This window comes from uncultured Caldilinea sp., assembly GCF_937128415.1.
GTDB lineage: Bacteria > Chloroflexota > Anaerolineae > Caldilineales > Caldilineaceae > Caldilinea.
Genome location: NZ_CAKZMJ010000079.1, coordinates 1 through 15,000 on the forward strand (window position 1 = coordinate 1; position 15,000 = coordinate 15,000).

General features: G+C 63.6%; 10 protein-coding genes (1 of these 10 only partly in view). 8 read left to right on the plus strand and 2 right to left on the minus strand.

The features are described 5' to 3' along the window. From Q0367_RS14820 to Q0367_RS14845, 6 genes are all read left to right on the plus strand, one after another. On the plus strand, positions 1-1,786 hold a 1,786-nt coding region (locus Q0367_RS14820), incomplete at its 5' end, for a PKD domain-containing protein (protein WP_298983169.1). 138 nt (positions 1,787-1,924) lie between these two features. After that, on the plus strand, positions 1,925-3,385 hold the full coding sequence (locus Q0367_RS14825; protein ID WP_298983171.1) for a polysaccharide deacetylase family protein: 1,461 nt from the start codon (positions 1,925-1,927) through the stop codon (positions 3,383-3,385). 3 nt (positions 3,386-3,388) lie between these two features. Further along, positions 3,389-4,564, plus strand: a complete 1,176-nt coding sequence (locus Q0367_RS14830; protein ID WP_298983173.1) for a DUF1624 domain-containing protein — start codon at positions 3,389-3,391, stop codon at positions 4,562-4,564. A gap of 131 nt (positions 4,565-4,695) precedes the next feature. Next, complete coding sequence (locus Q0367_RS14835; protein ID WP_297637040.1) at positions 4,696-5,517, plus strand: hypothetical protein; 822 nt, start codon at positions 4,696-4,698, stop codon at positions 5,515-5,517. Positions 5,518-5,606: 89 nt separating this feature from the next. Next, a complete protein-coding gene (locus Q0367_RS14840; protein ID WP_297637043.1) occupies positions 5,607-6,836 on the plus strand; it encodes a hypothetical protein in 1,230 nt (409 codons plus the stop codon). Positions 6,837-6,849: 13 nt separating this feature from the next. Beyond that, entirely contained in the window at positions 6,850-9,744 is a 2,895-nt protein-coding gene (locus tag Q0367_RS14845) for an N-acetylmuramidase domain-containing protein (protein WP_297637046.1), read from the plus strand. A 91-nt stretch (positions 9,745-9,835) separates the two neighbouring features. On the opposite strand, the gene Q0367_RS14850 is transcribed toward Q0367_RS14845, so the two are convergent. After that, positions 9,836-12,529, minus strand: a complete 2,694-nt coding sequence (locus tag Q0367_RS14850; RefSeq protein ID WP_297637049.1) for a phage holin family protein — start codon at positions 12,527-12,529, stop codon at positions 9,836-9,838. Between the two features lie 102 nt (positions 12,530-12,631). Then, a complete protein-coding gene (locus Q0367_RS14855) occupies positions 12,632-13,246 on the minus strand; it encodes a class I SAM-dependent methyltransferase (RefSeq protein ID WP_298983176.1) in 615 nt (204 codons plus the stop codon). A gap of 172 nt (positions 13,247-13,418) precedes the next feature. On the opposite strand from Q0367_RS14855, the gene Q0367_RS14860 reads away from it, so the two are divergent. Together Q0367_RS14860 and Q0367_RS14865 are read left to right on the plus strand one after the other, a co-directional pair. Then, positions 13,419-14,624, plus strand: coding sequence for an acetyl-CoA C-acetyltransferase (locus tag Q0367_RS14860; RefSeq protein WP_298983178.1), 1,206 nt, complete (start codon positions 13,419-13,421; stop codon positions 14,622-14,624). 20 nt (positions 14,625-14,644) lie between these two features. Further along, positions 14,645-15,000, plus strand: partial view of an acyl-CoA dehydrogenase family protein gene (locus Q0367_RS14865; RefSeq protein ID WP_297637058.1) — the beginning only. Its footprint extends 787 nt past the window's final position; 356 of the gene's 1,143 nt are visible here — the first part of the coding sequence; the start codon lies at positions 14,645-14,647; its stop codon lies beyond the right edge, outside the window.

The window sequence follows — 15,000 nt, forward strand, 5'->3', positions numbered from 1 at the left end:
CGTGGAGAATGCGCTCTCAAACACCGCCGTGACCACCTATCCGAACACCGGGCTCTATACGGTGACGGTGCGCGTGACGGACGCCGACGGCGGCGCAGCGACGACGAGCACGGTGGTGACGGTGACGCCGCAGAGCCTGAGTGCGACGGCGACGAACGACGGGCCGGTGCGCCGCGGTCAGAACGCCACGGTGACGGTGAACGCCGTGCAGGAGCTGAGCGACCCGCTGACGTATGAGTTCGACTGGGACAACAACGGGGTGTACGACCTGACGACGGCGAGCCCGAGTGCAGTGGTGAGCTACACGACGACGGGGGCCAAGACGGTGGGCGTGCGCGTGACGGACGCCGACGGCGGCGCAGCGACGACGAGCACGGTGGTGACGGTGACGCCGCAGAGCCTGAGTGCGACGGCGACGAACGACGGGCCGGTGCGCCGCGGTCAGAACGCCACGGTGACGGTGAACGCCGTGCAGGAGCTGAGCGACCCGCTGACCTACGGCTTTGACTTCGATTACAATGGCGTCTTCGAGATTGTGCAACCGTCCAACGCCGCCTCTGCAAGCTTTGCAAGCACAGGCGTCAAACCGGTAGGGTATGGCGTCACGGATGGCCAGGGCGCCGTCGTCACCGGCACAACGTTTATCACGGTGACGCCGCAGCTGCTGACCATCAGTGATGTGACGAACAGCGGTCCTGTGGTGCGCAATCAGCCCGTGACCGTGATTGTGACGGCGACGCAGGAGCTGAGCGATCCGCTGACCTACTCGTTCGACTGGAACAACGACGGCGTCTACGAAGTGGTGGATCAAGCCGGCAGCAGCGCTGCAACCAGTTACCCGACTGCGGGCGACTACACGGTGCGCGTGCGCGTGCGCGACGCCGACGGCGGTGAGGCGACTGCAACGACGACGGTGCGGGTGAACGCCCAAGTCATCCAGATTACGCAGGTGACAAATGATGCGCCCAAGCGTCGCGGGCAAGCGGTCACCGTCTCGGTGACGGCGGTGCAACAGTTGAACGATACGCTGCTGTACTCGTTTGACTGGAATAACGACGGAATCTACGAAGTGGTGGATCAGCCGGGCGCAACCGCATCGACGAGTTACGCCTCCGCCGGCGTCAAGACGGTGCGCGTGCGCGTGCGCGATTCGCAGAACAGCGAGGCCACTGCGACGACCAGTTTCCAGATCACGCCGCAGAGCCTGAGTGCGACGGCGACGAACGACGGGCCGGTGCGCCGCGGTCAGAACGCCACGGTGACGGTGAACGCCGTGCAGGAGCTGAGCGACCCGCTGACGTATGAGTTCGACTGGGACAACAACGGGGTGTACGACCTGACGACGGCGAGCCCGAGTGCAGTGGTGAGCTACACGACGACGGGGGCCAAGACGGTGGGCGTGCGCGTGACGGACGCCGACGGCGGCGCAGCGACGACAACGACGACCGTCCAGGTCAACCCGCAGAACCTTGCCATCACATCGGTGACGAACAGCGGCCCTGTGGTGGTGGGCGACTCTGTGCTGGTGACGGTGAACGCCGTGCAGGAGCTGAGCGATCCACTTTTCTACTCATTTGACTGGGACAACAATGGGACGTACGATGTGGTCGATCAGCCGCTCAACAGCGCTTCAACCAGCTACGCAACGCCTGGCGAGAAGACTGTCCGCGTGCGCGTGCGCGATAACGATGGCGCCGAGGCGACGGGAACGACCCTCATTGAAGTGCAGGAGGTTGGAGGCGGCGGGTCTACCGAGTTTCTGTATCTGCCCATTGTGAGCAGATAAGGCGCTGAGGAAAGGAAACGCGGAGCGTCAAAAATGACGGATCAGGCGGTCGTTTCATCGGATGAACCGATCGCCTGATCCGTTCGTTCCACCGATCTGCGTTCTCTTTGCTCTTGCTTCAAAAAGCATAGGACGTTTGTGACCCAAATTCGCATCTCGATTGCTCCTCCATTGCGCGAAATCGCCGGCCCAGCCGTTGATTGGGTCTGGCGTCAGGCGTTGACGACGCTAGGGTATCGCTGGCGAGAAGTTGCGCCGGGTGAGCCGTGTGACGTTGCCTACGTCGTGGATTGCGACCAACGCGTTCCTGCAGCCATCGCGATCGTCGCCTCCTATGATCGCTGGCGCTCGCCTTCTCGTTATCGTTTGCACTCCTTCACCGCCGGCGAACCATTTCCTCTGCTGCGTTTCGAGAACGAACCTGACCGGCGGACGCCGCTTGAACGCAGGGGAAGCGCGCTCTGGATACATCGAGATGTTCTCTTCGATTTGTTTTGGTTTTTGACGGGTCAGGAAGAACGAACCTGGCCGCAGGACCCGCATGGCTTCTATACGCTGCCTGCGCCCTGGCTGGAAAGTCAGGCGTTGGAGCAAGCGCCCGTCTCAGCGATCGTGGAGGGGCTTGGCGCGCTGTTGCGTCAGGGAGGGGTGGGCCAACCGCTCCCCCGCTGGCCGCACGGCAAGCGCGCCGCTCTCGCCCTTACGCACGACGTCGATTACCCCGAAGTAATCCGTTGGCTGGAGCCGCTGCGCATCTTGCTGCGACAGGGCCTCCGCGGCGTCGCCCCTGCGTGGGATGTGTTGAGCGGACGTCGCAACCACTGGGCGTTTGCCGACTGGATGGCCTTTGAAGAGCGCTATGGCGTGCGTTCGGCGTTTTATTTTGTAGCGCGACAAGGCTCGTTGATCGAGTACGCGCGCGGCCTGCCCGATCCCTTCTACGACGTGACGTCTCCGCGCTTTCGCGCGCTCTTCCGCACCTTGATCGAGGGCGGCTGGGAAGTCAGCATGCACGCCAGCTATCTCGCCTACGCCTCGCGGGAGCGCTTCGCTGCGGAAAAACGCCGACTGGAGGAAGCCGCCGGCGCTCCGATTTTTGGCAACCGCCATCATTACTGGCATATGAATCCCGCAGACCCGGAGGAGACGTTGCAGCTTCACGCCGAGGTCGGCCTGCTGTACGACACGTCGCTCACGCACGACCGCTATCTGGGCTGGCGCCGCGGGAGCGCAACGCCCTTTTTTCCGTTGGCGCAGAAAAGCGGCCGTGAAATCGACGTGGTGCAATTGCCGGTGGCGTGGATGGACGCCCAGCTGATGCAACGCAGGGATTGGGCGCAAGCGCGGCGCGAGACTGCGGTCGCTGCGTTGGTGGATCGCACGGCGACGTATGGCGGGCTGTTCGTCGCCAACGTGCACGACTACGTCTTCGACGAGAGGCTTTTCCCGGGCTGGCGCGCGGCGTTGCGCGCCGCGCTAGACAGAATCCTCGCGCGCGGCGACTTCTGGACGGCGACGCCTGCTGCAATCGCCCGTCACTGGCGCGAACGCTATGAAGCCTTGTTAAACGCCAGTGTGGGGTTGAAGGAAGGGCGGTGAACCATGGCGCGCTCCTCTGCACGCTCGCTGCAGTCGGTGACGCACAGCGCGGCGCAACCCATCGTCGCTGCGCAGCAGGCCGGCGCGCGGGTGGTCGCCATTGACGCACTGCGCGGGCTGGCCATCGTGGCGATGGCGCTCGATCACGCCGCCGCGTCGGTGTTGGTCAGCCTTCAGGCGGAAAGCTACGGCGGCTTCACTCCGCAGCTCGGCAACTGGCCCTCCTGGGTGCTGGGCCTCTTCACCAACATCGCCTCGCCCACCTTCTGGTTTCTGGCCGGTGTGAGCATGACGCTCTACGCCCAAGGCAGGCTGCGCAAGGGAGACGACAACTGGGAAATCACTCGATTTTTTCTGATACGGGCTGCAGTGCTGGCCGTGTTGGATCTGACCGTCGCCTGGCTCGCCTGGCGTGGAGGAACGCCTTACACGCATGTGCTGCTCAGCATCGGGGTGAGCATCGCCCTCGTCAGCCTGCTGCGTCTGGCGCCGCCGCTTGTCGTCGCCGTTGTCGGCTTCGCCTGGGTGATCCTGTACCAGCTTGCGCTGCCCACCCTGGCTGCGCACTTTAACCAAAGCGTAGCTTACTGGCAGGCGTTTTTGCTCTACTTCAGCTATGAAACTTTCCCCGCGACGGAATTTGCCATCCTCGGCTGGGGAAGTCTGATTGCACTGGGAAGCGCGTTCGGGACGATTGTGCGCAAGCCCTGGCTGCAACGCGGGCGCACCTGGCTTTTCATCGGCGCCGGCCTCTTCATCTTGTGGGCCGCGCTGCGAGCGTTGGCCGGCTTTGGCGACCTGTGGCATTACGATGCCTCCTTGCCTCCCTATTACTGGCTGATCATGAATAAAACGCCGCCGAGCCTGACCTTTCTGCTCTTTAATTTCGGCGTCGCAAGCTGGGTGTACGCGTTGTTCCTGGCCCGCCCTCAATGGCTTTCCATGCGCCCCTTCGTCTGGCTCGTGACTTTGGGACAGGTGGCGCTTTTCGCCTTCGTCGTGCATCTCGTCATCTACGGCCTGTTGGGGCGGGGGGTGGGACTGCTGCCTGTAGCTGCGCCGGGCGTCGTCAAGGCGGTGAGCGTCTGGCTCATCGGGCTGGCGATCTTGCTTCCTCTCTGCACATGGTATCGCAGTTTTCGCCGCGCTCGCCCGAACACGCTGCTGCGCTATCTCTGACGTCCCATTCATGAAACGCCCCCTGGGTCGAATGCACCCCGCAAATTGCCCCCTTGCATGGCGCTTTGACATTTTTCATTAAAAGAGCGTAAACTTTATGTATAGAATTGCCGGCCGCAAAGGAGGTCAACATGGAAGCATTCGACGCAGTGCACGCAGCCGACGAGCCACAGCCGCTGAAAGGGCTTTGCACGATCGTGATGCCCGAGGCGCACCTGAAAGCTTTCGCCTTTCAGCACGCGGTTGAGCTGAACAGCGCGAACCATCCGTTGGCGTTGGAGCAAACCTCCGACGGCCCGCCTGATCCGCAGGCGCTCTCCGCCGCAATGGAGACCTTCCGTCGCTGGCCCAACGGCATGCGACTGCGCGTCCATTTTATGGAGGGCGACCCGCGCGTCCACCGCCGCGTCGAGGAGATTGCGTTGGAGTGGTGCAAATACGCCAACGTCGAATTCATCTTCGGCGCAGGGCCGGACGCCGAAATCCGCATTGCGTTCAACCCGCGCTGGGGCTCCTGGTCCTACATGGGCACCGATTGCAGCCTGCCTCAGCTCGCCGGACGACCGACGATGAACCTGGGCTGGCTGACGCCGACCACGCCGGAGGTGGAGTATCGCCGCGTGGTGTTGCACGAATTTGGTCACGCGCTCGGCCTGGTGCATGAGCATCTTTCCCCTGTGGCCGAAATTCCGTGGGACGAGAAAAAGGTGATCGCCTATTACAAGCGCACCAATGGCTGGAATGAGGACTATATCCGCGCCAATGTGCTGGCGCGCTCTAAAGCCGACGCCTTCACCCGCTTTGATCCGTTTTCGATCATGCTTTATCCCGTGCCGAAGGAGCTCACCATCGGCGGCTTTGAAATTCCCTGGAGCAACAGTGAGCTCTCTGCACTCGATAGGGAGTTCATTGGGCGAATGTACCCATTCGCCAACGGCGCTTCTTTTGGTTGACGACCGCAAGAAGCAGGGCTGTAGAAGACTCCGTGGAAAGTTTCATCGGCGCATTCAAGATCAATCGCTACACGTCTGAGACTTGACAAATGCCAGATTCCTCTGAGATTTCCAACCTGCGTCAGCGACGATATGAGTTGCGCCTGCGCGCTGCTCTGGTGCAGCAAGCTGTGCTCCAGACGACCGACTCCGACCGGCTCGCCGGTCTGTTGGCTGAGGCCGGCGACCTCGAAGCAGAGCTTGCCGGCGTGGAGGCTGCGCTGCAGGCCGCAGAAACGTCCGTCTCTCAGGCGGCGCGCGTGGAACGAATCCGCACCGCCGTCACGCGCAGCATGGCGACAACCAAACTGGAGGCCAGGGTCAAGCTGCGCATGGCGCACGTTCCCACCGCCATCTATCACCTGCTCGACGAAGCAACCGATCCCCTTGTGGAGATCACGGTCGAAAACGGCGATCTCAAGCCGCGACGCCTGCGCATTCTTTCCCGGCTGGAGGGCTACAGCGCCGACGCCGTCGACACCATCGAGTTGGAAGGCCGCGGCAAGGCGGGCGCAACCCGCACCATCACCCAACTGCCGACGCTTTTCCCAGAGCGCATCCAGCCCATCCACGAGCTGACGCGCGCCACCGTCAGCGTGTTCGTCGAAGAGATCGGCGGCGTGCTGGAGACGCACGAGACGCTGACGGTCTGGCTGCTGGCGCGCAACGCTGCGCCGCTCGCCGTGCGCGATCCGGCCGGCGGCTGGGTCGATCTGAGCCGTTACTTCGGCGCCTTTGTGACCCCGAACCGCCGCGAGGTGATGCTTTTCCTCCGCCGCGCGGCGGACAGACACCCCGAACGCCAACTTTCCGGCTATCAGAGCGACGTCGCCCTGCAGGTGCGCGCCATCTACGAGGCGCTGAAGCAAGACGCCCAGATCACCTACGTCAACTCCCTCATCGCCTTCAACCCCGACGAAAGCGCACGCGGCCAACGCGTGCGCCTGCCCAGAGAGACGTTGGAAGAGAAACAGGCCAACTGCATCGACGGAACTCTGCTCTTCGCCAGCCTGCTGGAGGCGGCCACCCTCAACCCGGCCATCGTCATCGTTCCGGGCCACGCCTTTGTCGGCTGGGAGACCGGCCCCAATAGCGGCGCGTGGGACTACCTCGAGACGACGATGATCGGCTCCAATGCCTTCGAGGAGGCCCGCACGATCGGGCGACAGAAGGCTGCATTTTGGGAAAAACAGGCCGCCTCGCCGGAGAAGGCGCACGCGTTTCGGAGATGGTCGCTGCGCGACCTGCGCACGGTCCACGGCATTACGCCGTTGGAGTAAAAGGAAAAACCTGATGACGACGCAGCACGAGGAGCAGCACGAACAGACGACAGAGGAACGCGCGCCGAAACGCCGACGGAGCCACGGTCGCAAAAAGCCGCTTTCTCGCTCCAGCAACGGCGCCTCGTCGCCCGCTGCAGCGCCGGCGGCCTCGCCTGCAGCGACAAACTTCTTTGCGCCTTACATTTACGGCCTTCACGAATCCGGCGGCGAGCATCTCATGCTGGAGGCCGGGCGTCCTGGCTGGGTGGTGGAGCTGGCGAGCGTCGGCCTGGACGGCGGCGGCAATATCCCGGCGGACTTCACGCGGCTCTCCGGTCAGGGGCTAGGGGTGATCGTGCGGCTGCATAACGGCTATGAGCCGAACGGCTGCATTCCACCGCCCGCCTTCTACGATGACTTTGCCGAATCTTGCGCCCGCTTTGTGGCGCGCTCCGCCGGCTGCCACATCTGGATCATCGGCAACGAGCCAAATCACGCGGCGGAGCGACCGCACGGGCTGCCGATCCTACCCGCGCAGTACGCCGACTGCTATCGACGTTGCCGCGCCGCCATCCGTCGCCTGCCGGGCCATGAGCAAGACCTGGTGCTGGTGGCCGGGCCGGCGCCCTGGAACGCCGAGACGCGTTATCCGGGCAACCCGTCGGGCGATTGGGCCCGATATTTCGCCGACACGCTGGCTGCGCTGCCCACCGCCGAATGCGATGGCTTCGCCATTCACACCTACACCCGCCGCCTGGACCCTTCGCGGATTCGCATCGACGTTCCCTACAACGCCGACGGTTATCGTCACCTGCGCGACGAATTCGGCAGCTACAAGGACTTCCTGGAAGCGGTGCCTGCCCGCCTGCGCGGCCTGCCCGTCTTCATCACGGAGACCGACCCCACCGAGCCGACCACCGGCTGGGAAGATGGGCGCAACGTCGGCTGGGTGCGCACCGCCTACGAAGAGATCGCCAACTGGAACGCCAACCCTGCGCATCAACCCATCCAGGCGTTAGTGCTGTACCGCTGGCCGCCGGCAGGCGTGATTCACGACCAGCCGCAATGGTCGATCGCCGATCGACCGGGAATTATCGAGGATTTCAAACAGGCGCTGCGCGCTCTCCCGCCCGAGGTCTATCGCACGCCTGCCCCGCGTCCTCACCTGGCCGCAGGCGCAGGCGACAGACGCTTCGCGACGATCCCTCGCATCTACACCAACCAGCACATGATCAACGCCCTGCACGACGCCGCCCTGGCGATGGGGCTGACGCCGTGGGCGTTGCTCGAACGCGCAGGGCTCTCGTTGATTCAGCTCGCCTCCGCCCGAGAGGCCATCTATCAAGGGCCGGCGCTGGAGACGCTGCCGGGCCTGAGCGGGGAAGCCTTCGCCAGGGTGCGCAGCCTGTTGCTGACGCAACTGCGCTCGCAGCTACTGTGGCGGGGCGTCGTCGATGCCCCGGACGGCCTCAACTTGCGCACCGGCCCCGGCGTCGAAAACCCTGTCCTGCGCACGTTGGCGGACAAGACGCCGGTCGAGGTGCTGGCGACGTTGGGCGACTGGCTCTACTGCGCGCTCGAAGGCGAGGACGGGTATCTGTACGCCGCCTATGTCAAGCCCATTGCGCCGGTGGAAGAGGACGAAGCGCTTGCGTTGCCTGCATCCGAACAGATCGCAGTCCCTTCCGGCGCCACTGCAGCCGAGCGTCGCGCCGTCGAGACGTGGAATCGCTACGGCGGTTTCCTGCGCCGCCTCTCCGCCCGTCTCAACATCGACCCTGGCGCAGCTCTGGCGGTGCTGCTGGCCGAATCCGCCGGCGACGCCTTCGGGCCGGACGGACGCATGATCATCCGCTTTGAAGTGCACGTCTTCCGCCGCGAGTGGAATCCGTCCGACCCGGCGCGCTTCGACGCCCATTTCCGTTTTGACCCGCAGCGACCTGCCTCCGGCCACGCCTGGCGGCCGACGCCGGACAGCCCCTGGCGCGAATTTCACGGCAACCAGGCCGCAGAGTGGGAAGTCTTCACCTTTGCGCGCGGTCTGGATGAACGCGCGGCGATGCGTTCGATCAGCATGGGGCTGGCGCAGATCATGGGCTTCAACCATGCAATGATCGGCTATCCCACCGTGCAGGAGATGTTCGAGGCTTTCCAGCGCAGCGAGCGGGCGCAACTGGAGGGAATGTTTCGTTTCATCGAGGCGCGTTCGCTCGTCGAGCCGATCCGTCGCCGCGATTTTCTCGCCTTCGCCACGGGCTACAACGGCGCAGGCAACGCACCCCCCTACGCCGCCATCATTCGTCAACAACTGGCCATCTACGACCGGCTCATCGCACCGACGCCGGTCTCCACCGTTGCAGCAACCACCTTTGAGGAGGCAAGAATGACCGAAGCAATCGAACCTGTTGCAAGCAGCCAGGGCGCCGCTCTTCCCATGCCGACGCCCCCATCCATGGCCATGGACCCAGAGCTGTACGACGCCTGGCGTAAGCATGTCGAACGAGGCTTTGAGAACAACAACCGCATGTTCGACCGCACGCTGAACGCCTTCATGTACCCCTACTGGCTGACCGTGGGCATGTACGTGGTGCTCTTTCTCGTCGGCGTCGGCGCGCTGATCGTGGCCGCGCGGCTGAGCTTCGAGAGCGGCAAAGAGATGTACACGCTGCTCTTCGGCGGCGTCGGCGTTGTGGCGTTTCTGACCTTCTTTCTGACGCGACCCTTGCAGGCGCTGGAGGAGAACTTGCAGTTTATCACCTGGCTTGGCCTGATCTACAACACCTACTGGACGCGGCTGGCCTACATCACCAACCAGGAGTCCGTCCAGCAGGAAGTGGAGGCCGCCGCCGCCGACTCCATCAAGAAGCTCAAGGACCTGCTTGATACGCACGCAGAGCGCAGCAGCAAACGCCCAGGGCTGCGATGAGAGATGGTTCGTGATGCGTGGTGCGTATTGTGTCACGAACCACGCATCACGCAACACGAACCCCGCAACACGCGTCACCCTGCGTTTTGCATCAAGGCCGACGCATCAAGCCAATATCCTGCAGAATAGCTTCCCAGGTGTAATAAGCGCCGGCCATTCCCAGGACGACAAAGGCCGAAGCTGCGATGATCACGAGATACGCGACAAGCGGCAACAATACGGTGCGCCAGCCGCGCAGCTCATGGGCCGTCGCAGCGCCTAGCCAGGTCATCAGAAATCCCAGCGCCAGTGCAAAGGCGCGCACGATGCCGCTAAAGGGAAGGAGCCAGGCGAACACTTGCAAGATAAATACGCTCTGAGCAAACCCCAGGGCGCGGAAAGTGCGCGTGAAACTGCCCCGCTTGTTCAACAGCCAGCCGGCGGCGAAGACGATGGCGACGCCGACAAAATAAAAGAGCAAATCAACGACAAAGGGAAGCGGAGCCGCTTCTCTGCCCCGGACAAGGGATGAAAGAAAGGTCGCAGCGACGGCAATCAAGAGCGCGGGCCCCGTCATATAGGGATCCTCCGCTACGCGCTGGAACGATCTGCGATCCAGGAGCAGACATCCCAGCGCATAGCGCAGCCAGACTTTCCAGCGTCGCAGCCCTTCGACCAGCGTAGACGGCGCCCAATCGGATACAGCGGGCTGAGCCGGGGCCGCCTTTTCCACAATCGGCGCATTGCGATGGCCGTCCAGAATATGGAAAACATCAACGGCGTTGCGCGTCTCCGGCACCGACAGGTCGGGCGGATGGAAGATGAACGCATCGGTCTGTTCGCCGCCCAACCCGCCATGATTGCCCACCAGCTCCTCCAGCGCAGCCACCGTCCCGTCGGGATAGAGGGTGCTGATCACCCACAGGTCGCCGGCGCTAGGAAATTCCATCACGCGCTTGAGCTGCCAGACGCGTTTCTCGATGCTGGCGGCGCCGACGCCCGCAGCCGGAGCGTAGGGAAGCAGCGGGTCCTCGCCGACGACGACGCCGGTGTGCAGGTTGCGCCTGCCGCGCTTGCCCAACGCCACGACGCTCATGTCGTCTTCGTACCCTAACACCAGCCCGATCCCTTCATGCTGCACCAGCGCATCGACCATGCCAGGATAGGCGGCGTTCAGTTCGCTCAACTTGATCTTGCGCGGGAAGAGGTCGAAATAGACGTGCGCAGCGTTGCCGCTGCCAAAGGCGGTGACGGAGGCGGAAGAAACGAGTTCGCTCTCGACGTGATCCACCGTTGCGCCTTTCTGCGCCAGCTTTCGCCCTTGTTCCGCCATTGCGGCGCCCAGCGCGTTGGTTGCTGCGCTCTGCTGCATGTTGGCCAGCTCGCCGGCGACGCCCTCCAACGCAAAGGCGCCGGTGTCGCCGCCGATCGAGTGGGCGACGGTCACGCCCTGGGGCAGCTGTTGTTCGATGAACTCTTTGAGGGTGACGCCGTAGCGCTGCAGAAAGGTTGCGCCGAACGATTGCCCGTGGTCGGACAGGATGATCAGATCGTAGGGACGCGGCGCGCGCTCCTTGGCGACGTGGCGCAGGCGCGCCAGCGTGCGATCCAGCCGCTTCAGCACGCCGAAGGCGTCGTCCGTCCAGGGGCCGGAATGATGTGCGACCTCGTCGTAGCCGAGATAGAGCATGTAGATGGAGGGCGCGCCGCGCATCATATCCAGGATGGCGATCTGCGCAGCCAGGTCGCGCATGAGGGTGCAAGTGGCGGCGCGCACGAAAGGATAGCCGTGCGCCAAGCGGTTGAGGCGCGGCCACACATTCTTGCGCTTCTGCCGCCACGCCTCCCAAAGCTCGCGGAGGACCTCGACAAAGAAGAAGGCCACCTCGCGCGCCAAGAAGTAAGGGTTCAACATCAACAGCGCGGCGTCCTGGGCGCGCCGTCGCTTTTCCTCTGGGCTGGCTGCAAACAGATTGGCCTGTGTAAACATCGACTTGGCCGCGTCGCCGTTGAACATGTTCATGATGCTCGACCCGCCGCGCATCAGGCCGCGCCCATGGGCGTAGCGGGCGTTGAGCTCCGCGGCGTCCCTGGCGGAGACGTAAACCTTTCGCCGTTGTTTGTCATACCAGCGATAGGCAGGAATGTCGTAGTTGTCGCCGAACATGATGCCCGCCTGGCAGGAAGAGGTCATCGAAGGCAGGCCGCAATCCACCCGCGAGAGCACATAGCCATCCTCCTCGATCATCTCTTGCAAGGTGGGCAGCAGGCCATCATCAAGCGCCTTTTTCAAGTGCCAGTAACTCAGTCCATCGATCTCCACCATCATCAGCCCTCTGCCCGGCTCGGCGGCGGACGCAAAGGGTTGCTCGCGGGCGCGTTTTTCGATCAGGTTTTGGAAAAACGAACCGTCTTCGTCCAACTCGATGACGCCGGTCAGAACTGCGTTGAAAAAAGCAAAGATGAACCCGCCGAGCAGCCCGCCTAGAAGATCGACCTCAAACCCCGGCAGCAGCCACGCCGTCAGCCAGAGCGCAAGGGCGTTGACGAAGAATCCAATGATCAGCAGCGGCGCCCAACCCAGCGGCTGCGCCGCCAGCACCAACGCCGGACGGATCAGCAGGTTGACGATGGCCAACAACAGAGCAGCCGACATCGCGATCAACAGCGGCGACGCGCCCTCGGGGCCAACCAGCGTGACGCCAGGGATGATTTGAGCGGTGAAAAACAACGACAGGGCGTCGACGACCCAAAGCACCCCCAAACGCACCAGGGTCAGCACGGCAGATCGAAGCAGGCTTGTCATGACAATCGCACCCTTTGCACGTGGTCTGACGTCGATATCGATCGCCTGTTGTACCATTGCAGGGGGTTCCGAGCAAGTCAAGGACAGCTCGCAGCCCGTTCTTTATCGCCTGCGCAACAGACAGTAGAGGAATTTTTGTTCTGTCCCGAAAGGGGTGCGATGCCTTTCAGAGAGGCTCTCCACCGGTTCAAAGTCGGCGCAAAACTCCTGCTGCAGGCGCTCAGCGCTGTAGCGCGTCACCTCCAGCCCACTGCAACGTTCGGGACCGTCCTGGGCGAACGTCGCCAGGATGAGGCTTCCACCGCTTCGCACGGCGCGGCGTGCATTCTCGATGTAACGTTGGCGATCGGTGGGTTGCGTCAAAAAATGAAAGACGGCGCGATCATGCCAGAGGGCATAGGCTTGTGCAGGCAAGGCCGCTTGTGTGACGTCTGTTTCGATCCAGGTCACCTGCGCCGCGCGTGCGCCGAGACGCTCCCGCGCAAACTCCAATGCCTTCGCCGCTATGTCCAGAACGGTGATCTGTTGAAAGCCTGCAGCGAGCAGATCGTCGACGAGCGTCGAAGCGCCGCCGCCGACGTCGATGATGGGGTCGTCCTTTTGGACGCCTGCGCGATGAATCAAGTCCAATGATAGCTGCGCGTGCTCCTGATACCAGCTGACTTGCGTCGGCGCCTTGTGCGCGTAGATGTGCTCCCAGTGGGCTTTTGCGTTCATATGGCCTACCTCCAGATGCGTACTGCTGACATTGAGTCCGTGGGGCGCTTCGCTCTGAGAACAGAATACCACACTTTAGAGCTTGATAGCGTGCGAATGAGTTTGGCTGAAGCGGCGGCCTGTGATGTAATTGCTCCAGCGACCCGTTTGTTCCTGTTCGAGGATGCACACCATGACTGACGCCTACATTTACGACGCCATCCGCACCCCGCGCGGGCGGGGCAAGGAGGACGGCGCGCTGCACGCCGTCAAACCGGTCGATCTGCTGGCGACGCTCTTGCGCGCGTTGCAGGAGCGCAATCACCTCGACACGGCGCAGGTCGATGACATCGTGCTCGGCTGCGTGACGCCGATCGGCGAGCAGGGCGGCAACATCGCGCGCACCGCCGCGCTCTACGCCGGCTGGGACCTCAACGCGCCGGGCATGCAGATCAATCGCTTCTGCGCTTCCGGCCTGGAGACGGTCAACCTCGCCGCCATGAAGGTGCGTTCTGGCTGGGAAGAGTTGGTGGTGGCCGGCGGCGTGGAGTCGATGTCGCGCGTGGCGATGGGCAGCGACGGCGGCCCCATGTACGAAGACCCACGCGTGAGCAGCGCCATCGGCTTTGTCCCGCAGGGCATCGGCGCCGATCTCATCGCCACGCTCGAGGGCTTTTCCCGTGAGGAGCTCGACCGTTACGCGCTGGAGTCGCAGCGTCGCGCCGCGCGCGCAACGCAGGAAGGGCGTTTCTGCTCCATCATCCCTGTGCGCAACGAGGCGGGCGAGGTGATCCTGGCGCACGACGAACACATCCGTCCCAACACCACGCTGGAAGGGCTGGCCGCGCTCAAGCCTGCTTTCGCCCGCATCGGCGAGACGCACTTTGACGCCATTGCGCTGGCCAAATATCCGCAAGTGCGCAAGATCGAGCACGTCCACACGGCGGGCAACTCTTCCGGCATCGTGGACGGCGCGGCGTTGGCGCTGGTTGGCTCCCAGGCGGCGGGCGAGCGGCTGGGATTGCGCCCGCGGGCGCGCGTGCGCGCCGCTGCGCTGGTGGGCACAGAGCCGACGATCATGCTCACAGGGCCGGGGCCGGCGTCGCAGAAGGCGCTGAAACAGGCCGGGATGAGCATCGACGACATCGACCTGATCGAAGTCAACGAGGCGTTCGCGGCGGTCGTGTTGCGCTTCCTGCGCGACATGGGGCTGGAGGATACGGAAAAGGTCAACGTCAACGGCGGCGCCATCGCCATGGGCCACCCGCTCGGCGCCACGGGCGCCATGTTGCTCGGCGTTGCGCTCGACGAGCTGGAGCGCACCGGCAAAGGAACGGCGCTCATCACGCTCTGCGTGGGCGGCGGCATGGGCATCGCAACCATCATCGAACGAGTGTAGTTCCCAGGAGGCCGACGCACATGCGACGAACTCTCTACCAAGACGAGCACCTGATGTTTCGCGACGCCTTTCATCGCTTTCTGGAAAAAGAAATTTTGCCCTATCACGAACAGTGGGAGCACGACGGCATCGTGCCGCGCGAGGTGTGGCGCAAGGCGGGCGAGCTGGGCTTCCTTTGCTTCGAGGCGCCGGAGGAGCTGGGCGGTCTCGGCGAGCGCGACTACCGCTACCACGCCGTCATCGCTGAAGAGCTGGCCTATCACGGCGCGACGGGCGTCGGCTTCGGGTTGCACAGCAGCATCGTGCTGCCCTACATCCTGCGCTATGGGACGCCGGAGCAGCAGCGGCGCTGGGTTCCGCGCATGGTCAGCGGCGA